This window comes from Streptomyces roseolus (genome assembly GCF_014649855.1).
In the GTDB taxonomy this organism is placed as follows: domain Bacteria; phylum Actinomycetota; class Actinomycetes; order Streptomycetales; family Streptomycetaceae; genus Streptomyces; species Streptomyces roseolus.
The window spans coordinates 157,047-170,855 of record NZ_BMTV01000006.1 but is presented as its reverse complement, the minus strand read 5'-3'; the positions used below and the strand labels follow the sequence as shown (position 1 = coordinate 170,855).

13 protein-coding genes are annotated in these 13,809 nt (G+C 73.9%); 11 read left to right on the top strand and 2 right to left on the bottom strand.

The genetic code is table 11. The features are described from left to right. Positions 1-14: 14 nt before the first annotated feature. Positions 15-860, top strand: a complete 846-nt coding sequence (locus tag IE245_RS09230) for a DUF3626 domain-containing protein (RefSeq protein WP_189946282.1) — start codon at positions 15-17, stop codon at positions 858-860. Between the two features lie 97 nt (positions 861-957). Beyond that, positions 958-1,764: a class II aldolase/adducin family protein gene (locus tag IE245_RS09225; protein ID WP_189946281.1), complete on the top strand. Its 807-nt coding sequence runs from the start codon at positions 958-960 to the stop codon at positions 1,762-1,764. Here the strand turns inward: IE245_RS09225 and IE245_RS09220 are convergent. Beyond that, entirely contained in the window at positions 1,728-2,378 is a 651-nt protein-coding gene (locus IE245_RS09220) for a TetR/AcrR family transcriptional regulator (protein ID WP_189946280.1), read from the bottom strand. The genes IE245_RS09225 and IE245_RS09220 overlap by 37 nt on opposite strands. A gap of 129 nt (positions 2,379-2,507) precedes the next feature. On the opposite strand from IE245_RS09220, the gene IE245_RS09215 reads away from it, so the two are divergent. The 3 genes from IE245_RS09215 (at position 2,508) to IE245_RS09205 (ending at position 7,017) form a co-directional block, all read left to right on the top strand. Then, on the top strand, positions 2,508-5,009 hold the full coding sequence (locus IE245_RS09215; protein ID WP_189946279.1) for an FHA domain-containing protein: 2,502 nt from the start codon (positions 2,508-2,510) through the stop codon (positions 5,007-5,009). Between the two features lie 146 nt (positions 5,010-5,155). Then, positions 5,156-6,004, top strand: a complete 849-nt coding sequence (locus IE245_RS09210; RefSeq protein WP_229851163.1) for a hypothetical protein — start codon at positions 5,156-5,158, stop codon at positions 6,002-6,004. Beyond that, positions 6,004-7,017: a serine/threonine-protein kinase gene (locus tag IE245_RS09205; RefSeq protein WP_189946278.1), complete on the top strand. Its 1,014-nt coding sequence runs from the start codon at positions 6,004-6,006 to the stop codon at positions 7,015-7,017. The genes IE245_RS09210 and IE245_RS09205 overlap by 1 nt, the downstream gene beginning before the upstream one ends. Positions 7,018-7,071: 54 nt before the next feature. On the opposite strand, the gene IE245_RS09200 is transcribed toward IE245_RS09205, so the two are convergent. Beyond that, positions 7,072-8,460, bottom strand: coding sequence for a streptophobe family protein (locus IE245_RS09200; RefSeq protein WP_189946277.1), 1,389 nt, complete (start codon positions 8,458-8,460; stop codon positions 7,072-7,074). A gap of 376 nt (positions 8,461-8,836) precedes the next feature. Between IE245_RS09200 and ectA the strand changes: the two genes are divergently transcribed. From ectA to ehuC, 6 genes are read left to right on the top strand one after another with little or no spacing between them, the layout of a single operon-like run. Beyond that, a complete protein-coding gene (gene ectA / locus IE245_RS09195) occupies positions 8,837-9,385 on the top strand; it encodes a diaminobutyrate acetyltransferase (RefSeq protein ID WP_189946276.1) in 549 nt (182 codons plus the stop codon). 47 nt (positions 9,386-9,432) lie between these two features. Beyond that, positions 9,433-10,689 (top strand): diaminobutyrate--2-oxoglutarate transaminase, encoded by a 1,257-nt coding sequence (ectB, locus tag IE245_RS09190; protein WP_189946275.1) that lies wholly within the window; start codon positions 9,433-9,435, stop codon positions 10,687-10,689. 26 nt (positions 10,690-10,715) lie between these two features. After that, positions 10,716-11,120 carry an ectoine synthase gene (locus IE245_RS09185; RefSeq protein ID WP_189946274.1) on the top strand — a complete coding sequence of 135 codons (405 nt, stop codon included), beginning with the start codon at positions 10,716-10,718 and terminating at the stop codon, positions 11,118-11,120. Positions 11,121-11,171: 51 nt separating this feature from the next. Continuing rightward, positions 11,172-12,089: an ectoine hydroxylase gene (gene thpD, locus IE245_RS09180; protein ID WP_189946273.1), complete on the top strand. Its 918-nt coding sequence runs from the start codon at positions 11,172-11,174 to the stop codon at positions 12,087-12,089. A gap of 40 nt (positions 12,090-12,129) precedes the next feature. Continuing rightward, a complete protein-coding gene (ehuB, locus tag IE245_RS09175) occupies positions 12,130-13,041 on the top strand; it encodes an ectoine/hydroxyectoine ABC transporter substrate-binding protein EhuB (RefSeq protein WP_189946272.1) in 912 nt (303 codons plus the stop codon). After that, positions 13,038-13,793 (top strand): ectoine/hydroxyectoine ABC transporter permease subunit EhuC, encoded by a 756-nt coding sequence (gene ehuC / locus IE245_RS09170; RefSeq protein ID WP_189946271.1) that lies wholly within the window; start codon positions 13,038-13,040, stop codon positions 13,791-13,793. The genes ehuB and ehuC overlap by 4 nt, the downstream gene beginning before the upstream one ends. Positions 13,794-13,809 lie beyond the last annotated feature (16 nt).

The window sequence follows — 13,809 nt, the reverse complement described above, 5'->3', positions numbered from 1 at the left end:
GGCAGACTCCCCCCATGACGACGACTTCCGCGCCCCGCCCCGTCCCTTCGCCGGTCCATGACGCGGGGCGGCGTGCCCTGGCGCACGTGGAGGCCCGCTCGTCGGGCGGACCGATCGACCCGGCCCTGCGGGTCACGCTCAACTTCCACCCGCACTTCCTGGACCGGTTGGCCGACGAGGGCGTCTACCGCTCGCAGTTCGTGACCGGCACCGGCAACGGCGGGCTGACGGCCCGGCCCGGCGGCGACCGCTGGAACTGGGAGAGCCGCATCTTCGGCGGCGCGTACGACGAGGCTCCGGCGCACGAGCGCCCGGTGTACGGCGCGCTGGACTTCCGCCGGCGGCCGTACGGCGCCGCGCCCCGCTTCGGCTCCGCCCATCTGCGGCTGGTGCCGGAGACGACCGCGCGGACGAGCTTCTGCTACCCCGACAGCCACCTGGAGCCGACGGACTTCGGCGTGGCCTCCAGGATGGCGCTGGTGGCGCTCGCGGAGGCCGACGAGCAGGACCTCCTGGACGACTACGTCGAGGCTCAGGTCCACGGCCCGGTCGAGCTCGCGCGGGACGTGGAGGCCCTGGTCCTGGACCCGAGCCACCGGGGCACCGGGGTGGAGGAGGCCGCCCGCCGCCTCCCCTGCCCCGTCGAATGGCACCCCGGCTTCCGCCTCACCGTCGCCGAACTCCGCCGCCACCCCGCCTTCCGCGGCCCCGAGTACGTCGACCTCGGCGCCCGCATCGCCGAGGACGGCCTCCTCACCCCCCGCATCGTCCAGGACGCCTCCCTGTCGGGCGCGTACGACCCCCAGGACGTCAAGAAGGTCTGGCACCACCTGGCCCGCTTCGGCGCCCCCGCCTCCTGACCCGGCAGACGGCCGTCCGATGCGTTGATGCATCGGATACTCGCCGGTATCTTCTCGGGGCGTCGCGCAGTCTCCGCCGCATCCCCCTGGAGTCGCCATGAGCGCCGTGCCGCCCGCCCTCGCCGCCGCCGTCGGGCCGCTGCCCGACGGGGTGGAGCTGCCGCTGCCGCCGACGTTCGGGAGCGTCGAGGAGGAGCGGCGGTACCGGAAGGAGCAACTGGCCGCCGGGTTCAGGATCTTCGGGCGGTTCGGGTTCTCGGAGGGGGTCGCCGGGCACATCACCGTGCGGGATCCGGGTGACCCGGACGCCTTCTGGGTCAACCCCTTCGGCATGGGCTTCGGTCGGATCAAGGCCTCCGACCTGATCCTCGTCGATCACGAGGGGAGGGTCCTGGAGGGGCGCCGGCCGGTGAACCGTGCCGCGTTCGTCATCCACTCGCGCGTGCACGCGGCCCGCCCCGACGCGATCGCCGCCGCCCACGCGCACTCCCTGCACGGCAAGGCGTTCTCCAGCCTCGGGATCCCGCTCGACCCGATCACCCAGGACGCCTGCGCGTTCTTCGAGGACCACGGCGTCCACGACGACTACCGGGGCGTCGTGAACGAGGCCGAGGAGGGCGAGCGGGTCGCCAAGGCGCTCGGCGGGCACAAGGCGGTCATCCTGAAGAACCACGGGCTTCTGACCGTGGGCCACTCCGTCGCCGAGGCCGTCTGGTGGTTCGTCACCATGGAGCGCTCCTGCCAGGCACAGCTTCTCGCGATGGCCGCCGGCACCCCGCAGCTCATCGACCGGGAGACCGCGCTGCTCACCCGGGGCCAGATCGGCGGCCACCTGGCCGGCTGGTTCCAGGCCCGGCCGCTGTGGGATCAGATCGAGGCGTCGGATCCGGACCTGTTCGACTGAGACGGGCGCGCGGGGCGGGTCGAGGCCTCCAGGAGCGCCGGCAGGAACTCCCGTTCCAGGTCGCCCGGCGGCAGCGCCGCCGGCTCCACGTAGCTCTGCGCCAGACCGCCCTCGCGCAGGGCGATCAGCAGCCGCGCGAACCGGTCGGCGTCCACGGTCAGTTCGCGGCCCGCCCGGCGCAGCACGAGGGTCAGCCCGCGCGCGATCTCGGCCCGCAGCCGCTCGTCGTGGCGCGCCAGCACCCAGGCCGCCTGCGGGTCGCGGATCGCGTGCAGCGTGAACTCGGTCGTCACCAGGTACCAGTCGCGTTCGTCCGGCTCGATCGTGGCGGCCAGCTCCGCGAGCCTCGGGAGCGTGTACTCCTCCGCCGCGAGCGCGTCGATCGACGCCGCGAGCCGGCTCACCGTGCGCTCGCTGTGCTCGTCGAAGAGCGCGAGGAAGAGCTCTTCCTTGCCGGCGAAGTTCGAGTAGTACGCCCCCCGCGTGTACCCGGCGCGCTCGCAGATCTGCTCGATGGTGGTGGCGTGGAAACCGTGCTCCGCGAAGGCCTCCAGTGCGGCCTTCAGGAGCGCCGCGCGGGTGCGCGGCCGCCGCCTCGTGACGCCCTTCGGCACGTCCGCCTCCCCGTCGTCCGTCCGGCGCCGCTCCCCGCGGTGCCCCGGGCCCAGCCTACTCGCGCCCGGCACCCCCGCCCCAGGCTCCGGCGCCGGGCGGTCCGGGGCCCCGGCGGATAGGATTCACGCATGGGAGAGCGGCCGGTCACGCCCGCCGCGCCCGGCCTGGTCCTCCTCGTCGACGGCGTCATGACGCGGATGGATCCGGGCCGCGTCTACCGCGTCGGGCGTGACCCCACCAGCGACATCGTGCTGACGGACGCCCGGACGTCCTGGCACCACGCGGTGCTCCGCGCCGCCGACGGCCAGTGGACGCTCGCCGACGACGACAGCACCAACGGCACGTACGCGGACGGCGTGCGGGTACGGATCCCCCGGGTCGTCGGCCCGGGCACCGTCCTCCGCTTCGGCCACCCGCGGGAAGGCCCCCGCGCGGTCCTCACCGCGCCCTCCGGCGAACCCGTCCCCCCACCGCCGCCCGCGCCCGCTCCGCCCCCGGAGCGGCGGCCCGCGGCCGACGGGGACCGGGACGCCCCGCCCGGCTCGTCCGCGATCGCCTCCGACGCGGAGCTCGTACGAGAAGACCTGGCGCGGCCCGCGGGGGTGTCGAGGCCCGGGGCCACCGGGACCTTCCGGCGGCCCACGGCGGTGCGGCCGCTGCCCGAGCACCGGGTACGGATCGGGCGGGCGCCGGACAACGACGTCGTCGTGGCGGATCTCGTGGTGTCCCGGCACCACGCGGAGCTCCTCGCCCGCCCGGACGGCACCTACTGGATCCACGACCTCGGCAGCCACAACGGCACCTTCCTCAACGGGCGGCCCGTCGTCGAGCCCGTGCGGGTCACGGCGGACGACATCGTCGGCATCGGGCGCAGCGCGTTCTGCCTGGCCGGCGGGCAGCTGGTCGAGTTCACGGACACCGGCGAGATCTCGCTCGACGTGCAGCGACTGGCCGTCACCGTCGACCACGGGCGGAAGACGCTGCTCGACGAGGTCTCCTTCCCCGTCGGCGAGAAGACGCTGCTCGCGGTGGTCGGTCCCTCCGGGGCCGGGAAGTCGACGCTCCTCGGAGCGCTCACCGGGCAGCGGCCCGCCGACCGCGGCACCGTCCTCTACGACGGCCGCGACCTGTACCGCGACTACGCGGAGCTGCGCCAGCGCATCGGGCTCGTCCCGCAGGACGACATCCTGCACCTCCAGCTGACCGTCCGGCGCGCCCTCTCGTACGCCGCCGAGCTGCGCTTCCCCGGGGACACCGCGGCCGCCGAGCGCCGCGCGCGCGTGGAGGAGGTCATCGGCGAACTGGGGCTCGCGGAACGCGCCGACCAGCCCGTCCACAGCCTCTCCGGCGGCCAGCGCAAACGCGTCAGCGTCGCCCTGGAACTCCTGACCAAACCCTCGCTGCTCTTCCTCGACGAGCCGACCTCCGGGCTCGACCCCGGCATGGACCGCTCCGTGATGCACATGCTGCGCGGACTCGCGGACGACGGCCGCACCGTGGTCGTCGTCACCCACAGCGTGCTCAGCCTGGACGTCTGCGACCGGCTCCTGGTCCTCGCCCCCGGCGGCCGGGTCGCCTACTACGGGCCGCCCGGCGACGCCCTGTCGTTCTTCGGCTTCGAGCAGTGGCCGGAGGCCTTCGAGGCGTTCGAGACCGACCGGGACCGCGACTGGGCCGGTCAGTACCGGGGGTCGCGCTTCCACCGGCGGTACACCGAGGACGCCACCGTCCGGCCGTACGCTCCGGTGGCGGGCGGGGCCGGCGCGGCCGACGGCGATTCCCGGGAGGTTCCGGCGCCCGCGCCGCCGCCCAAGGCGCAGAGCTGGGGCGGGCAGTTGCGGACGCTGGTGCGGCGCTACGCCGCCGCGCTCGCCGCCGACCGGACCTTCCTCGCCATCATGATCGTGCTGCCGTTCGTGATGGGGGCCATGGCCCGTGCCCTCTCCGAAGGGAGCCTGAATCCCGAGTCCACCCTGAACGTGCTGCTGATCCTGTGCGTCGGCGGCGTCCTCACCGGTGCGGCCAACGCCGTCCGCGAACTGGTGAAGGAGCGGTCGATCTACCGCCGGGAGAGAGCCGTCGGCCTGTCCCGTTCCGCCTATCTCGCCTCCAAGGTCGTCGTCCTCGGCACCGTGACCGTCGTGCAGGCGGTGGTGCTGACCCTGGTCGCCCTGATCGGCGTGCCGCTCAACGTGCCCGACGGCAAGGGCGTGCTGATGCCCGCGCTCGTCGAGATCACGCTCGCCGTGGCCCTCCTCGCCTTCACCGCGATGATGCTCGGCCTGCTGGTGTCGGCGCTGGTGCGCAAGGAGGAGGTGACGATGCCGCTGCTCGTCCTCCTCGCGATCGTCCAGGTGGTGTTCTGCGGAGCGCTCCTGAACGTCCGCGGCACTCCGGTCCTCGAACAGCTGGCGTGGCTGGTGCCCTCGCGGTGGGCGTTCGCCGCGATGGGCGCGACCATCGACATCGGGGCGGTGGCGCCGAGCGAGAAGACGACGGATCCGCTGATGGACCACACGGCGGCGGCCTGGCTCTTCGACATGGGCATGCTGGTCGTGCTCTGCGTGGTGCTCGGCTTCGCCGTGTCCCGGCTGCTGCGGCGGCACGAACCCGTCGTCATGCGTCGCTGAGCGCGGGGCGCGTGCGGTGCGTGCGCGTGCGCGACGGCGGTGCGGTGTGATCAGGAGGTGAGGCTGTGAGCGTGCCCGACCCCGGATCGGAGCTTGGATCCAATATTCAGAATCCGGGATTTCGTGTGCCGCATCCTGGATCCAACATGTCGGATATTGGATCCAGCATGCCGGATATTGGATCCGACAGTCTGTACGCGGCCGACTTCCGCCCCACCCACGTCGTCCCCCGCGGCGGCCTCTCCACCTGGCAGGCGCCCGACCCGGCGTATCCGACGGTGCCGCTGGACGCCTTCCTGCCGGTGCGGCTGATGGAGCGGACCGGCGACTGGGGGCGGGTGCTCTGCTCCAACGGCTGGTCGGCGTGGGTGGACGCGCGCCTCCTGGTGGCGGTCCCCGACGACCCTCCGGCCGCCGGCTCGGCGCTCTCGCGCACGGCCGACCCCCGCCCGCTCATCGCACGCGCCGAGGACGCCCTGGGGCGCTACCGGCGGGCGGTGGAGGAGCTGACGGCGGGACGGGCCGACGGAGAGACGTTCCGGCGGCGCACGCGGGGGCTGCGGGTCGGGATGGTCGTCGACGGCGAGTCCGTCTGGCTGTACGACGCGGAGCACGAGCGCTGGGTCTACTGCGACGGGGTGGGACTGACGACGTACGCGGCCTCCTCCGGCCCCTCCCGCACCGCCCGGCCGCCCCAGCCGCCCCAGCCGCCCCAGTCGGCCCACCCGGCCCCGGAGCCCGCAGCCGAGCCCTCGCCCGCACCCGCACCCGCACCCACCACGGCCTCACCCGCCTCCGAACCCGGCCCGGGACCCGAGCCCGACCCGGTGCCCGAGCCGACGCCCACCGAGCCCGTGCCCGAGGCGCGGCCGGTGAGGGCGCCCGTCGCGTACGAGCCGACGCAGGTGGTGCCGCAGGTGGATCCGGCGAAGGTCGCCGCGCCGCCGCCCACGCAGGTCGTGAGCCGACCGCCCGACGCGGACGGTGAGGGCTGATGGCGGGCGGGGCCAGGGACTCCGGGCTCCCGGCGGGGCGGCCTTCGGGGCTGGTCGGCCAGGAGATCGCGGGGTACCGGGTGGAGGCGGAGATCGGTCGCGGCGGGATGGCCGTCGTGTACCGGGCGCGGGACCTGCGGCTGGACCGGACGGTGGCGCTGAAGCTGCTGGCGCCGGAGCTGGCCCGCAACGACACCTTCCGGAAGCGGTTCGCGCACGAGTCGCGGGTGGCGGCGTCGATCGACCACCCGCACATCGTGCCGATCTTCGAGGCGGGCGAGACGGAGGGCGTCCTCTACATCGCGATGCGGTACGTGGCGGGCCAGGACCTGGTGGCGCTGCTGGCCCGGGAGGGGCCGCTGCCGCCCGTGACGGCGAGCCGGATCGCCGCCCAGGTCGCCTCCGCGCTGGACGCGGCGCACGCGCACGACCTGGTGCACCGGGACGTGAAGCCGGGGAACATCCTCGTCGCGGAGGGAACGGACAGGGACCACCCCGAGCACGTCTATCTGACCGACTTCGGTCTGACGAAGAAGTCGCTGTCGCTGACGGGGTTCACGACGGTCGGCGAGTTCGTCGGCACGCTGGACTACGTGGCGCCGGAGCAGATCTCCGGGAAGCCGGTGGACGGGCGCTGCGACGTGTACAGCCTGGCCTGCGTGGTCTACGAGACGCTCGCCGGGGTGCCGCCGTTCCGCCGGGAGACCGACTGGGCGGTGTTGTGGGCCCAGCAGTACGACCCTCCGCCGCCGCTGGCCGAGCACCGGGCCGGGCTGCCGGAGGCGGCGGACGCGGTGTTCGCGCGGGCGCTGGCGAAGACGCCGGAGGAGCGGTACGGAACGTGCCTGGAGTTCGTCGCGGAGTTGCGCACCGCCCTCGCGCGCGTGCCGGGCGGTTTCCCCGGCACGGGGCAGGGGGCCGGGGCCGAGGATCCGGACGGTGCCGCGTCCCGGGCGCCCGGCCCCCCGCCGGAGCCTCCGGCCTGGGCACGGCCGGTCTTCCGGCGCCTCTGAGGCCGTGACGTCCCTGACGCCGACCGGGCCCGTTCGGCTCGTCGTTCGGCTCGTTCAGCCCTTCCCCGGTCCCGCCTTCTGCTCCCCCGGCTCCCCCGTCGCGCCGGACGGGACCTGTCCCCGGTGTCGTACCCGGGTGGCGAGCAGGCCCGCCAGGAAGCCCGCGACGAGGCCCCACAGGAGGGCGAAGCCCACCGTCCGCCAGACGTCGGGGCGGAGCACGACCTCGCCGCCGAGGGCCGCCAGGTCGCCGATGCCGAGGATGGACAGGCCGAACCGGGCCTCGACGAGGGTGAGGGGGGCGACGGCGAGCATGGTCAGGGCGAAGGCGACGCCGAGGTGCAGGGCGTGGTGCCAGGGCCGGAAGCGGGCCGGGGAGCGTACGGCGGCGACGAAGGCCGCGGCGAGGACGAGGACGGCGGCGACGGGCAGCAGCCACCAGGCGCGCCCGTCCTGGGCGGCGAGCGAGGAGAGGTCCACCGTGGACAGGTCGGGACCGTCGCCGCCGCGCAGGACGGCGTCGAGGAGCTGGGGCATGGGGAGGCCGAAGGGGCCGTCGACCCTGCCCTCCCAGGAGCCGCCGATGCCGACGCCGAGGGCGAGCCAGCTGACGTTGGGCAGGCCGAGGAGGAGGACGGCGAAGGTCTCGGCCGCGTGCCCCTTGGTGGCGGCGACGACCAGGCCGATGACGAGGCCGACGGCCACGTACGCGAGGAGCAGCAGGAGCATCGCCGAGGCGGCGGGCCTGACGGCCTCCTGATGGCGGAGCACGCGCGCGGGGAGGGGGCTCCGGCGGGAGACGAGGAGGGCGACCAGGAGGACGCCGAGGATCCACAGGAGCCCGTAGCCGAGGGTGGGGCCTACGAGGGTGCGGAAGCCGACGGTGGGATCGGTCGCGTCGAGGAGTTCGCCGAAGAGGTCGGTGAGGGGTTCCCGCGGGTCGCCGACGTCGAGGGACAGGGGGAAGTCGTGGCGGGCGGCGGCGGAGAGTCCGGCCAGGACGGCGAGCCAGAGGACGGTGACGGCGGCGGCGCGGGCCGCGAGGTCGCCGGCCCTGGCCACGGCGTGGTGGCGGAGCGGGCGGAGGAAGACCGCGCCGGTGACGAGCGCGCCGACCAGGGTGACGGTGAGGGGCATCGCGGTGAGTTCGCCCTGGGTGCCGGCGAAGGAGCCGGCCGAGCCGGCGATCTCGACCTGGCCTCCGGCGGCCATGACCACGACGGCGGCCAGGACGGCCGTGAATCCGCCGGGGAGGTCGGCCGCGCCGGCGGCCCAGAGGCCGAGGCCGGCGGTGACTCCCATGGCGAGGTAGCCGGCGGCGACGGCGGCGAGGGCCTGGGCGGCGACGCGGAGCGCCGCGGGGGCGCCGTCGCCGCCGGGGGCGCCCCCGCGGCCGGCGGCGGGGGGCGGGGTGGAGGGGAGCCGACTGCTCACTCTGTCCACGCTAGTCCGGCCCGGGCGGCTCCGCCTGCGGGTGCGGTCCGTCCGGACCGCCGTCGGGGTGGCACCACCGTCGCGGTGACGCTCCGTGAACGCTGGCCCATACGAGCAATCCCTAACCGCATCCGGCGCCGTCAAACGGGCTGCCACCAGACAATGCGGTAACGCTCCGGTGACGGTACGAGACCCCGCGAAGGTGTTACATCGTCGTTATAAAGCGAAGATTTGCCCGCTTTTCTTTTACTTTTGAACCCTCGAATCCGTCAGGTGATCGTCCAGCCCCTGGCGCTTCGCCGTCGCGCCATACCATGGATCACCCCCTCGCCGTAACCCCGCAGGGCGAGGAAGTTCATGGCTGCGCTGGGTAACTTCGGCGCCCATGACCACAGCTCACACAGCACCGGAACACGTCCGGGGCGCGGCGCCGGCCCCCGCCCCGAGGTGGACCGTCGGACGACCACGGGTCGGCGACGGCGCCCAACTCTGGCGGCTCGCGCGGGAGTCCGGGACGCTGGACGTCAACTCCTCGTACAGCTACCTCCTGTGGTGCCGCGACTTCGCCGACACGTCCGCCGTCGCCCGTGCCGAGGACGGCCGCCCGGTCGGCTTCGTGACCGGTTACCTCCGGCCGGACGCGCCGGGGACGCTGCTGGTCTGGCAGATCGCCGTCGACGCCGCGTACCGGGGCCTCGGGATCGCCGGGGCGCTCCTCGACCACCTCTCGGAGCGGGTCGCCGGCACGCAGCCGCTCGACGCCGTCGAGACGACCATCACCCCGGACAACGAGGCCTCGGAGCGCCTCTTCGGCGCCTACGCCCGGCGCCACGGGGCCCGGGTGAGCCGGACGGTGCTCTTCCCGTCCGCCGCGTTCCCCGCCCCCGGCCACGAGGCCGAGGTGCTGCACCGCATCGCGCCGCTGGCCTTCTGAAGCGACCCGGCCGGCCGCTTCACCACCCTCACGCACTGGAGTCCCGCATGACGCTCATCGCCGAAACCGAACCCACCGTCTTCGAGACCGTCGAGTCGGAGGTGCGCAGCTACTGCCGCGCCTGGCCCACGGTCTTCGAACGGGCCACGGGCAGCCGCCTGTTCGACGAGCACGGCCGTCCCTTCCTCGACTTCTTCGCCGGCGCCGGCTCGCTCAACTACGGCCACAACAACCCGGCCCTCAAGCGTCCGCTCCTCGACTACCTGGGCGGCGACGGCATCACCCACGGCCTCGACATGTCGACGACGGCGAAGCGACGCTTCCTGGAGACCTTCCGCTCCACCGTCCTCGAACCGCGCGCCCTCCCCTACAAGGTGATGTTCCCCGGCCCGACCGGCACCAACGCCGTCGAGGCGGCCCTGAAGCTCGCCCGCAAGGTGACCGGCCGGAAGACGGTCGTCTCCTTCACCAACGCCTTCCACGGCATGTCCCTCGGCTCCCTCGCCCTCACCGGCAACGCCGGGAAACGCGCCGGCGCGGGCGTGCCGCTGACCCACACCACCCAGATGCCCTTCGACCACTACCTCGGCGGCCGGACCCCGGACTTCCTCTGGTTCGAGCGGCTCCTGGAGGACTCCGGGTCCGGCCTCGACCATCCGGCCGCCGTGATCGTCGAGACCGTGCAGGGCGAGGGCGGGGTCAACGTCGCCCGCGCCGAGTGGCTGCGCGGCCTCGCGGACCTGTGCCGCCGCCGGGACATGCTCCTGATCGTCGACGACATCCAGATGGGCTGCGGCCGCACCGGTGACTTCTTCTCCTTCGAGGAGGCCGGCATCACCCCGGACGTCGTGACCCTGTCCAAGTCCATCAGCGGCTACGGACTGCCCATGTCCCTCTGCCTGTTCCGCGACGAGCTCGACGTGTGGCAGCCCGGCGAGCACAACGGCACCTTCCGCGGCAACAACCCCGCCTTCGTCACCGCCACCGCCACCCTCGACACGTACTGGCGCGACGGCACCCTCCGCGACCGCACCCTGCGGCGGGCCGCCACCGTCGAGGCGGCGCTCCGCGAGCTCGGGCCGGACGCCGTGCCGCGCGGCCGGGGGCTCGTGTGGGGCCTGGAGTTCGAGGACGGGGAGCGGGCCCGCGCGGTGTGCCGGCGCGCCTTCGAACTGGGTCTGCTCGTCGAGACGTCGGGGCCGCGCGACGAGGTCGTCAAGCTGCTGCCGCCGCTGACCGTCACCGACGACGAACTGGACGAGGGCCTCGGCATCCTCGCCCGCGCCGTCCGCCACACCGCCTGAGACCCCCCGCGAGAAAGGCCACCGCCATGATCGTCCGCACCTTCGACGAGCTGGAGAACACCGAGCGGCACGTGAGGTCCGCCTCCGGCACCTGGGAGAGCAAGCGCATCGTCCTCGCCCGCGAGCGCGTCGGCTTCTCCCTCCACGAGACCGTCCTGTACGCCGGGACCGAGACCGCCATGTGGTACGCGAACCACGTCGAGGCGGTCGTCTGCACCGCCGGCGAGGCCGAACTGACCGACCACGAGACCGGGACGACGTACACGATCACCCCCGGCACCATGTACCTCCTCGACGGCCACGAGCGGCACACCCTCCGGGTCAAGGAGGACTTCCGCTGCCTGTGCGTCTTCAACCCGCCGGTGACCGGCCGCGAGGACCACGACGAGAACGGCGTCTACCCGCTGCTGACCGAGCCCGGCGACGCCTGACCCCGCCCGGACCGCCCCTCCCCCGTACGTACGAGAAAGGCCCGCACCGCGATGACCACCGCCCCCGCCCGCCCCGTCGACCCGTACCCCACGCGCGGCACCGAGGAGGCCCTCGTCTACCGCAAGGAACCCGTCGTCTGGTCCGAGGAGGGCACGCCCGGCCCGTTCTGGCCGCGTGAGCTGGAGAGTTACGACCGCAACGGCTTCTTCGCCGTCGACGCCCTCGTCACCCCGGACGAGGTGACCGAACTCCGTGCGGAACTCGACCGGTTGGTCAACGACCCCGCAGTGCGCGACGACGAGCGGGCGATCGTGGAGCCGCGCTCCCAGGAGATCCGCTCGGTCTTCGAAGTGCACCGGATCAGCGAGGTGTTCGCCCGCCTGGCCGCCGACCCCCGGCTCGTGGACCGGGCCCGGCAGATCCTCGGCTCCGACGTGTACGTGCACCAGTCCCGGATCAACGTCAAGCCCGGTTTCGGCGCCAGCGGCTTCTACTGGCACTCCGACTTCGAGACCTGGCACGCGGAGGACGGACTGCCGCTGATGCGGACGGTGTCCGTGTCGATCGCGCTGACGCCGAACTTCACCACCAACGGCAGCCTCATGATCATGCCGGGCTCGCACCGCACCTTCCTCGGCTGCGCCGGCGAGACCCCGAAGGACAACTACAAGCGGTCGCTGCGGATGCAGGACGCCGGCATCCCCTCGCGCAAGGCGCTCACGACCTTCGCCGAGGCCTGCGGCATCGAGCACTTCACCGGCGACGCCGGATCCGCCGTCTGGTTCGACTGCAACGCGATGCACGGCTCCGGCGACAACATCACCCCCTTCCCCCGGAGCAACGTCTTCCTGGTCTTCAACAGCGTGGAGAACGCTCCGGAGCTGCCGTTCGCCGCACCGGTCCGCCGGCCCTCGTTCATCGCCGCCCGCGACACCACCCCCATCGGCACCGCCCCGACCGCCGGCTGACCCCGTCCCCCGTCCCCGTCCCTCCCGCGAAAGGAAGCCCATGACCCCGCACCTCACCCGCAGACGCCTCCTCGGCCGGGGAGCGCTCCTCGGCGGCGCCCTCGCCGTGCCCGGGCTGCTGTCCGCCTGCTCGCGCACGGAGGTCGGCACCGGCGCGCCCGCCGGGGACGCGGACCTGCTGGCGAGGCTGCGGAAGCAGGGCCACGTCCGGGTGGGGTTCGCCGGCGAGGCACCGTACGGCTTCCAGGACGGCGGCGAGCTCGCCGGCGAGGCGCCCACCCTCCACCGGGAGATCTTCACGGCCCTCGGGATCCCCGAACTCAAGCCCACGATCACCGAGTTCGGTGCCCTCATCCCCGGGCTGCTCGCCGGCCGGTTCGACGTGGTGAGCGCCGGCATGGCCATCACCCCCGAGCGCTGCGCCAAAGTCGCCTTCTCCGAACCGGAGTTCATCTCCCCCACCGCGCTCATGGTCCGCGAGGGCAACCCGAAGGGGCTGAGCGACCTCGCCTCCTGCGCGGCGGCGAAGGCCCGGGTCGGCGTCCTGACGGCCGCCGTGGAGGGCGGGTACGCGAAGGCGGCGGGCGTCGGGGACGGGGCCCTGGTGTCGCTCGCCAAGCAGCAGGACGGCCTCGACGCCCTGCTCGCCGGCCGGATCGACGCCTTCGCCCTCACCGGGATCTCGCTGCGCTGGCTGGCCCGCACCAACGAGGGCAAGGCCGTGGAGGTCCTGGAACCGTTCGTGCCGGTCGTCGACGGGGTGAAGCGGTACAGCCCCGGCGGGGCGGTCTTCCGGCAGGGCGCGGTCTCGCTGCGGGAGGCCTTCGACCGCGAGCTGGCGCGGATCACCGGCGACCCGGCCCGCTACGTACGGCTGATCGGGGAGTACGGCTTCACCGAGCGCGAGGTGCCGCCGCGGACCCTGCGGACCGCGGAGCTGTGCGCGGGATGACCGACTCCGGCACGGCCGTGTTCCTGTCCGAGCTGGGCCGGGCCCTCCCGGCGATCGGCGAGGGGCTCCTGGTCACCCTGGAGGCCACGGCGCTCGGCGCGGCCCTCGCGCTGCTCGTCGCGTTCGCCCTGGGCCTGGCCTCCCGCTCCCGTCTCCTCGTCGTGCGCGGCGCCGCCCGCGCCGTCGTGGAGTTCCTGCGCGGCACCTCGCTGTACGTCCAGCTGTTCTGGCTCTTCTTCGCGCTGCCGATGCTCGGCTTCCGGCTCGATCCGATGGCCTGCGGGGTGCTCGCCTTCGGCCTCAACTACGGGGCGTACGGGGCGGAGGTGGTGCGCGGCGCGATCGCGGCCGTGCCCGCCGCGCAGACCGAGGCGGCGATCGCGCTCGGCATGGGGCCGGTCCTGCGGCTGCGGCGGGTCGTGCTGCCGCAGGCGTACGCGCTGATGGTGCCGCCCTTCAAGAACCTCCTGATCCAGCTGCTGAAGGCGACGCCGCTGCTGTCCCTGGTGACGGTCGCCGACCTGACCTTCCGCATCGACCAGCTGCGGTCGGCGACGGGCGGCACGGCCGCCGCCTATCTGCTGCTGCTCCTGCTGTACTTCGCGCTCGCCGCGCTCCTGGGGGCCGGCATGAACGCCCTGGAGCGGCGGGCGAAGGCGCGGCTGGGCGTGGTGAGCGGGCCGGGCGGCCGGGGTGGCCCGCGCGCCGTGCGCGCCGTGCCCCGTGCGGGTCGCGCCGGGGGTGGTGCGTGATGGGCGGCGCGGGAAG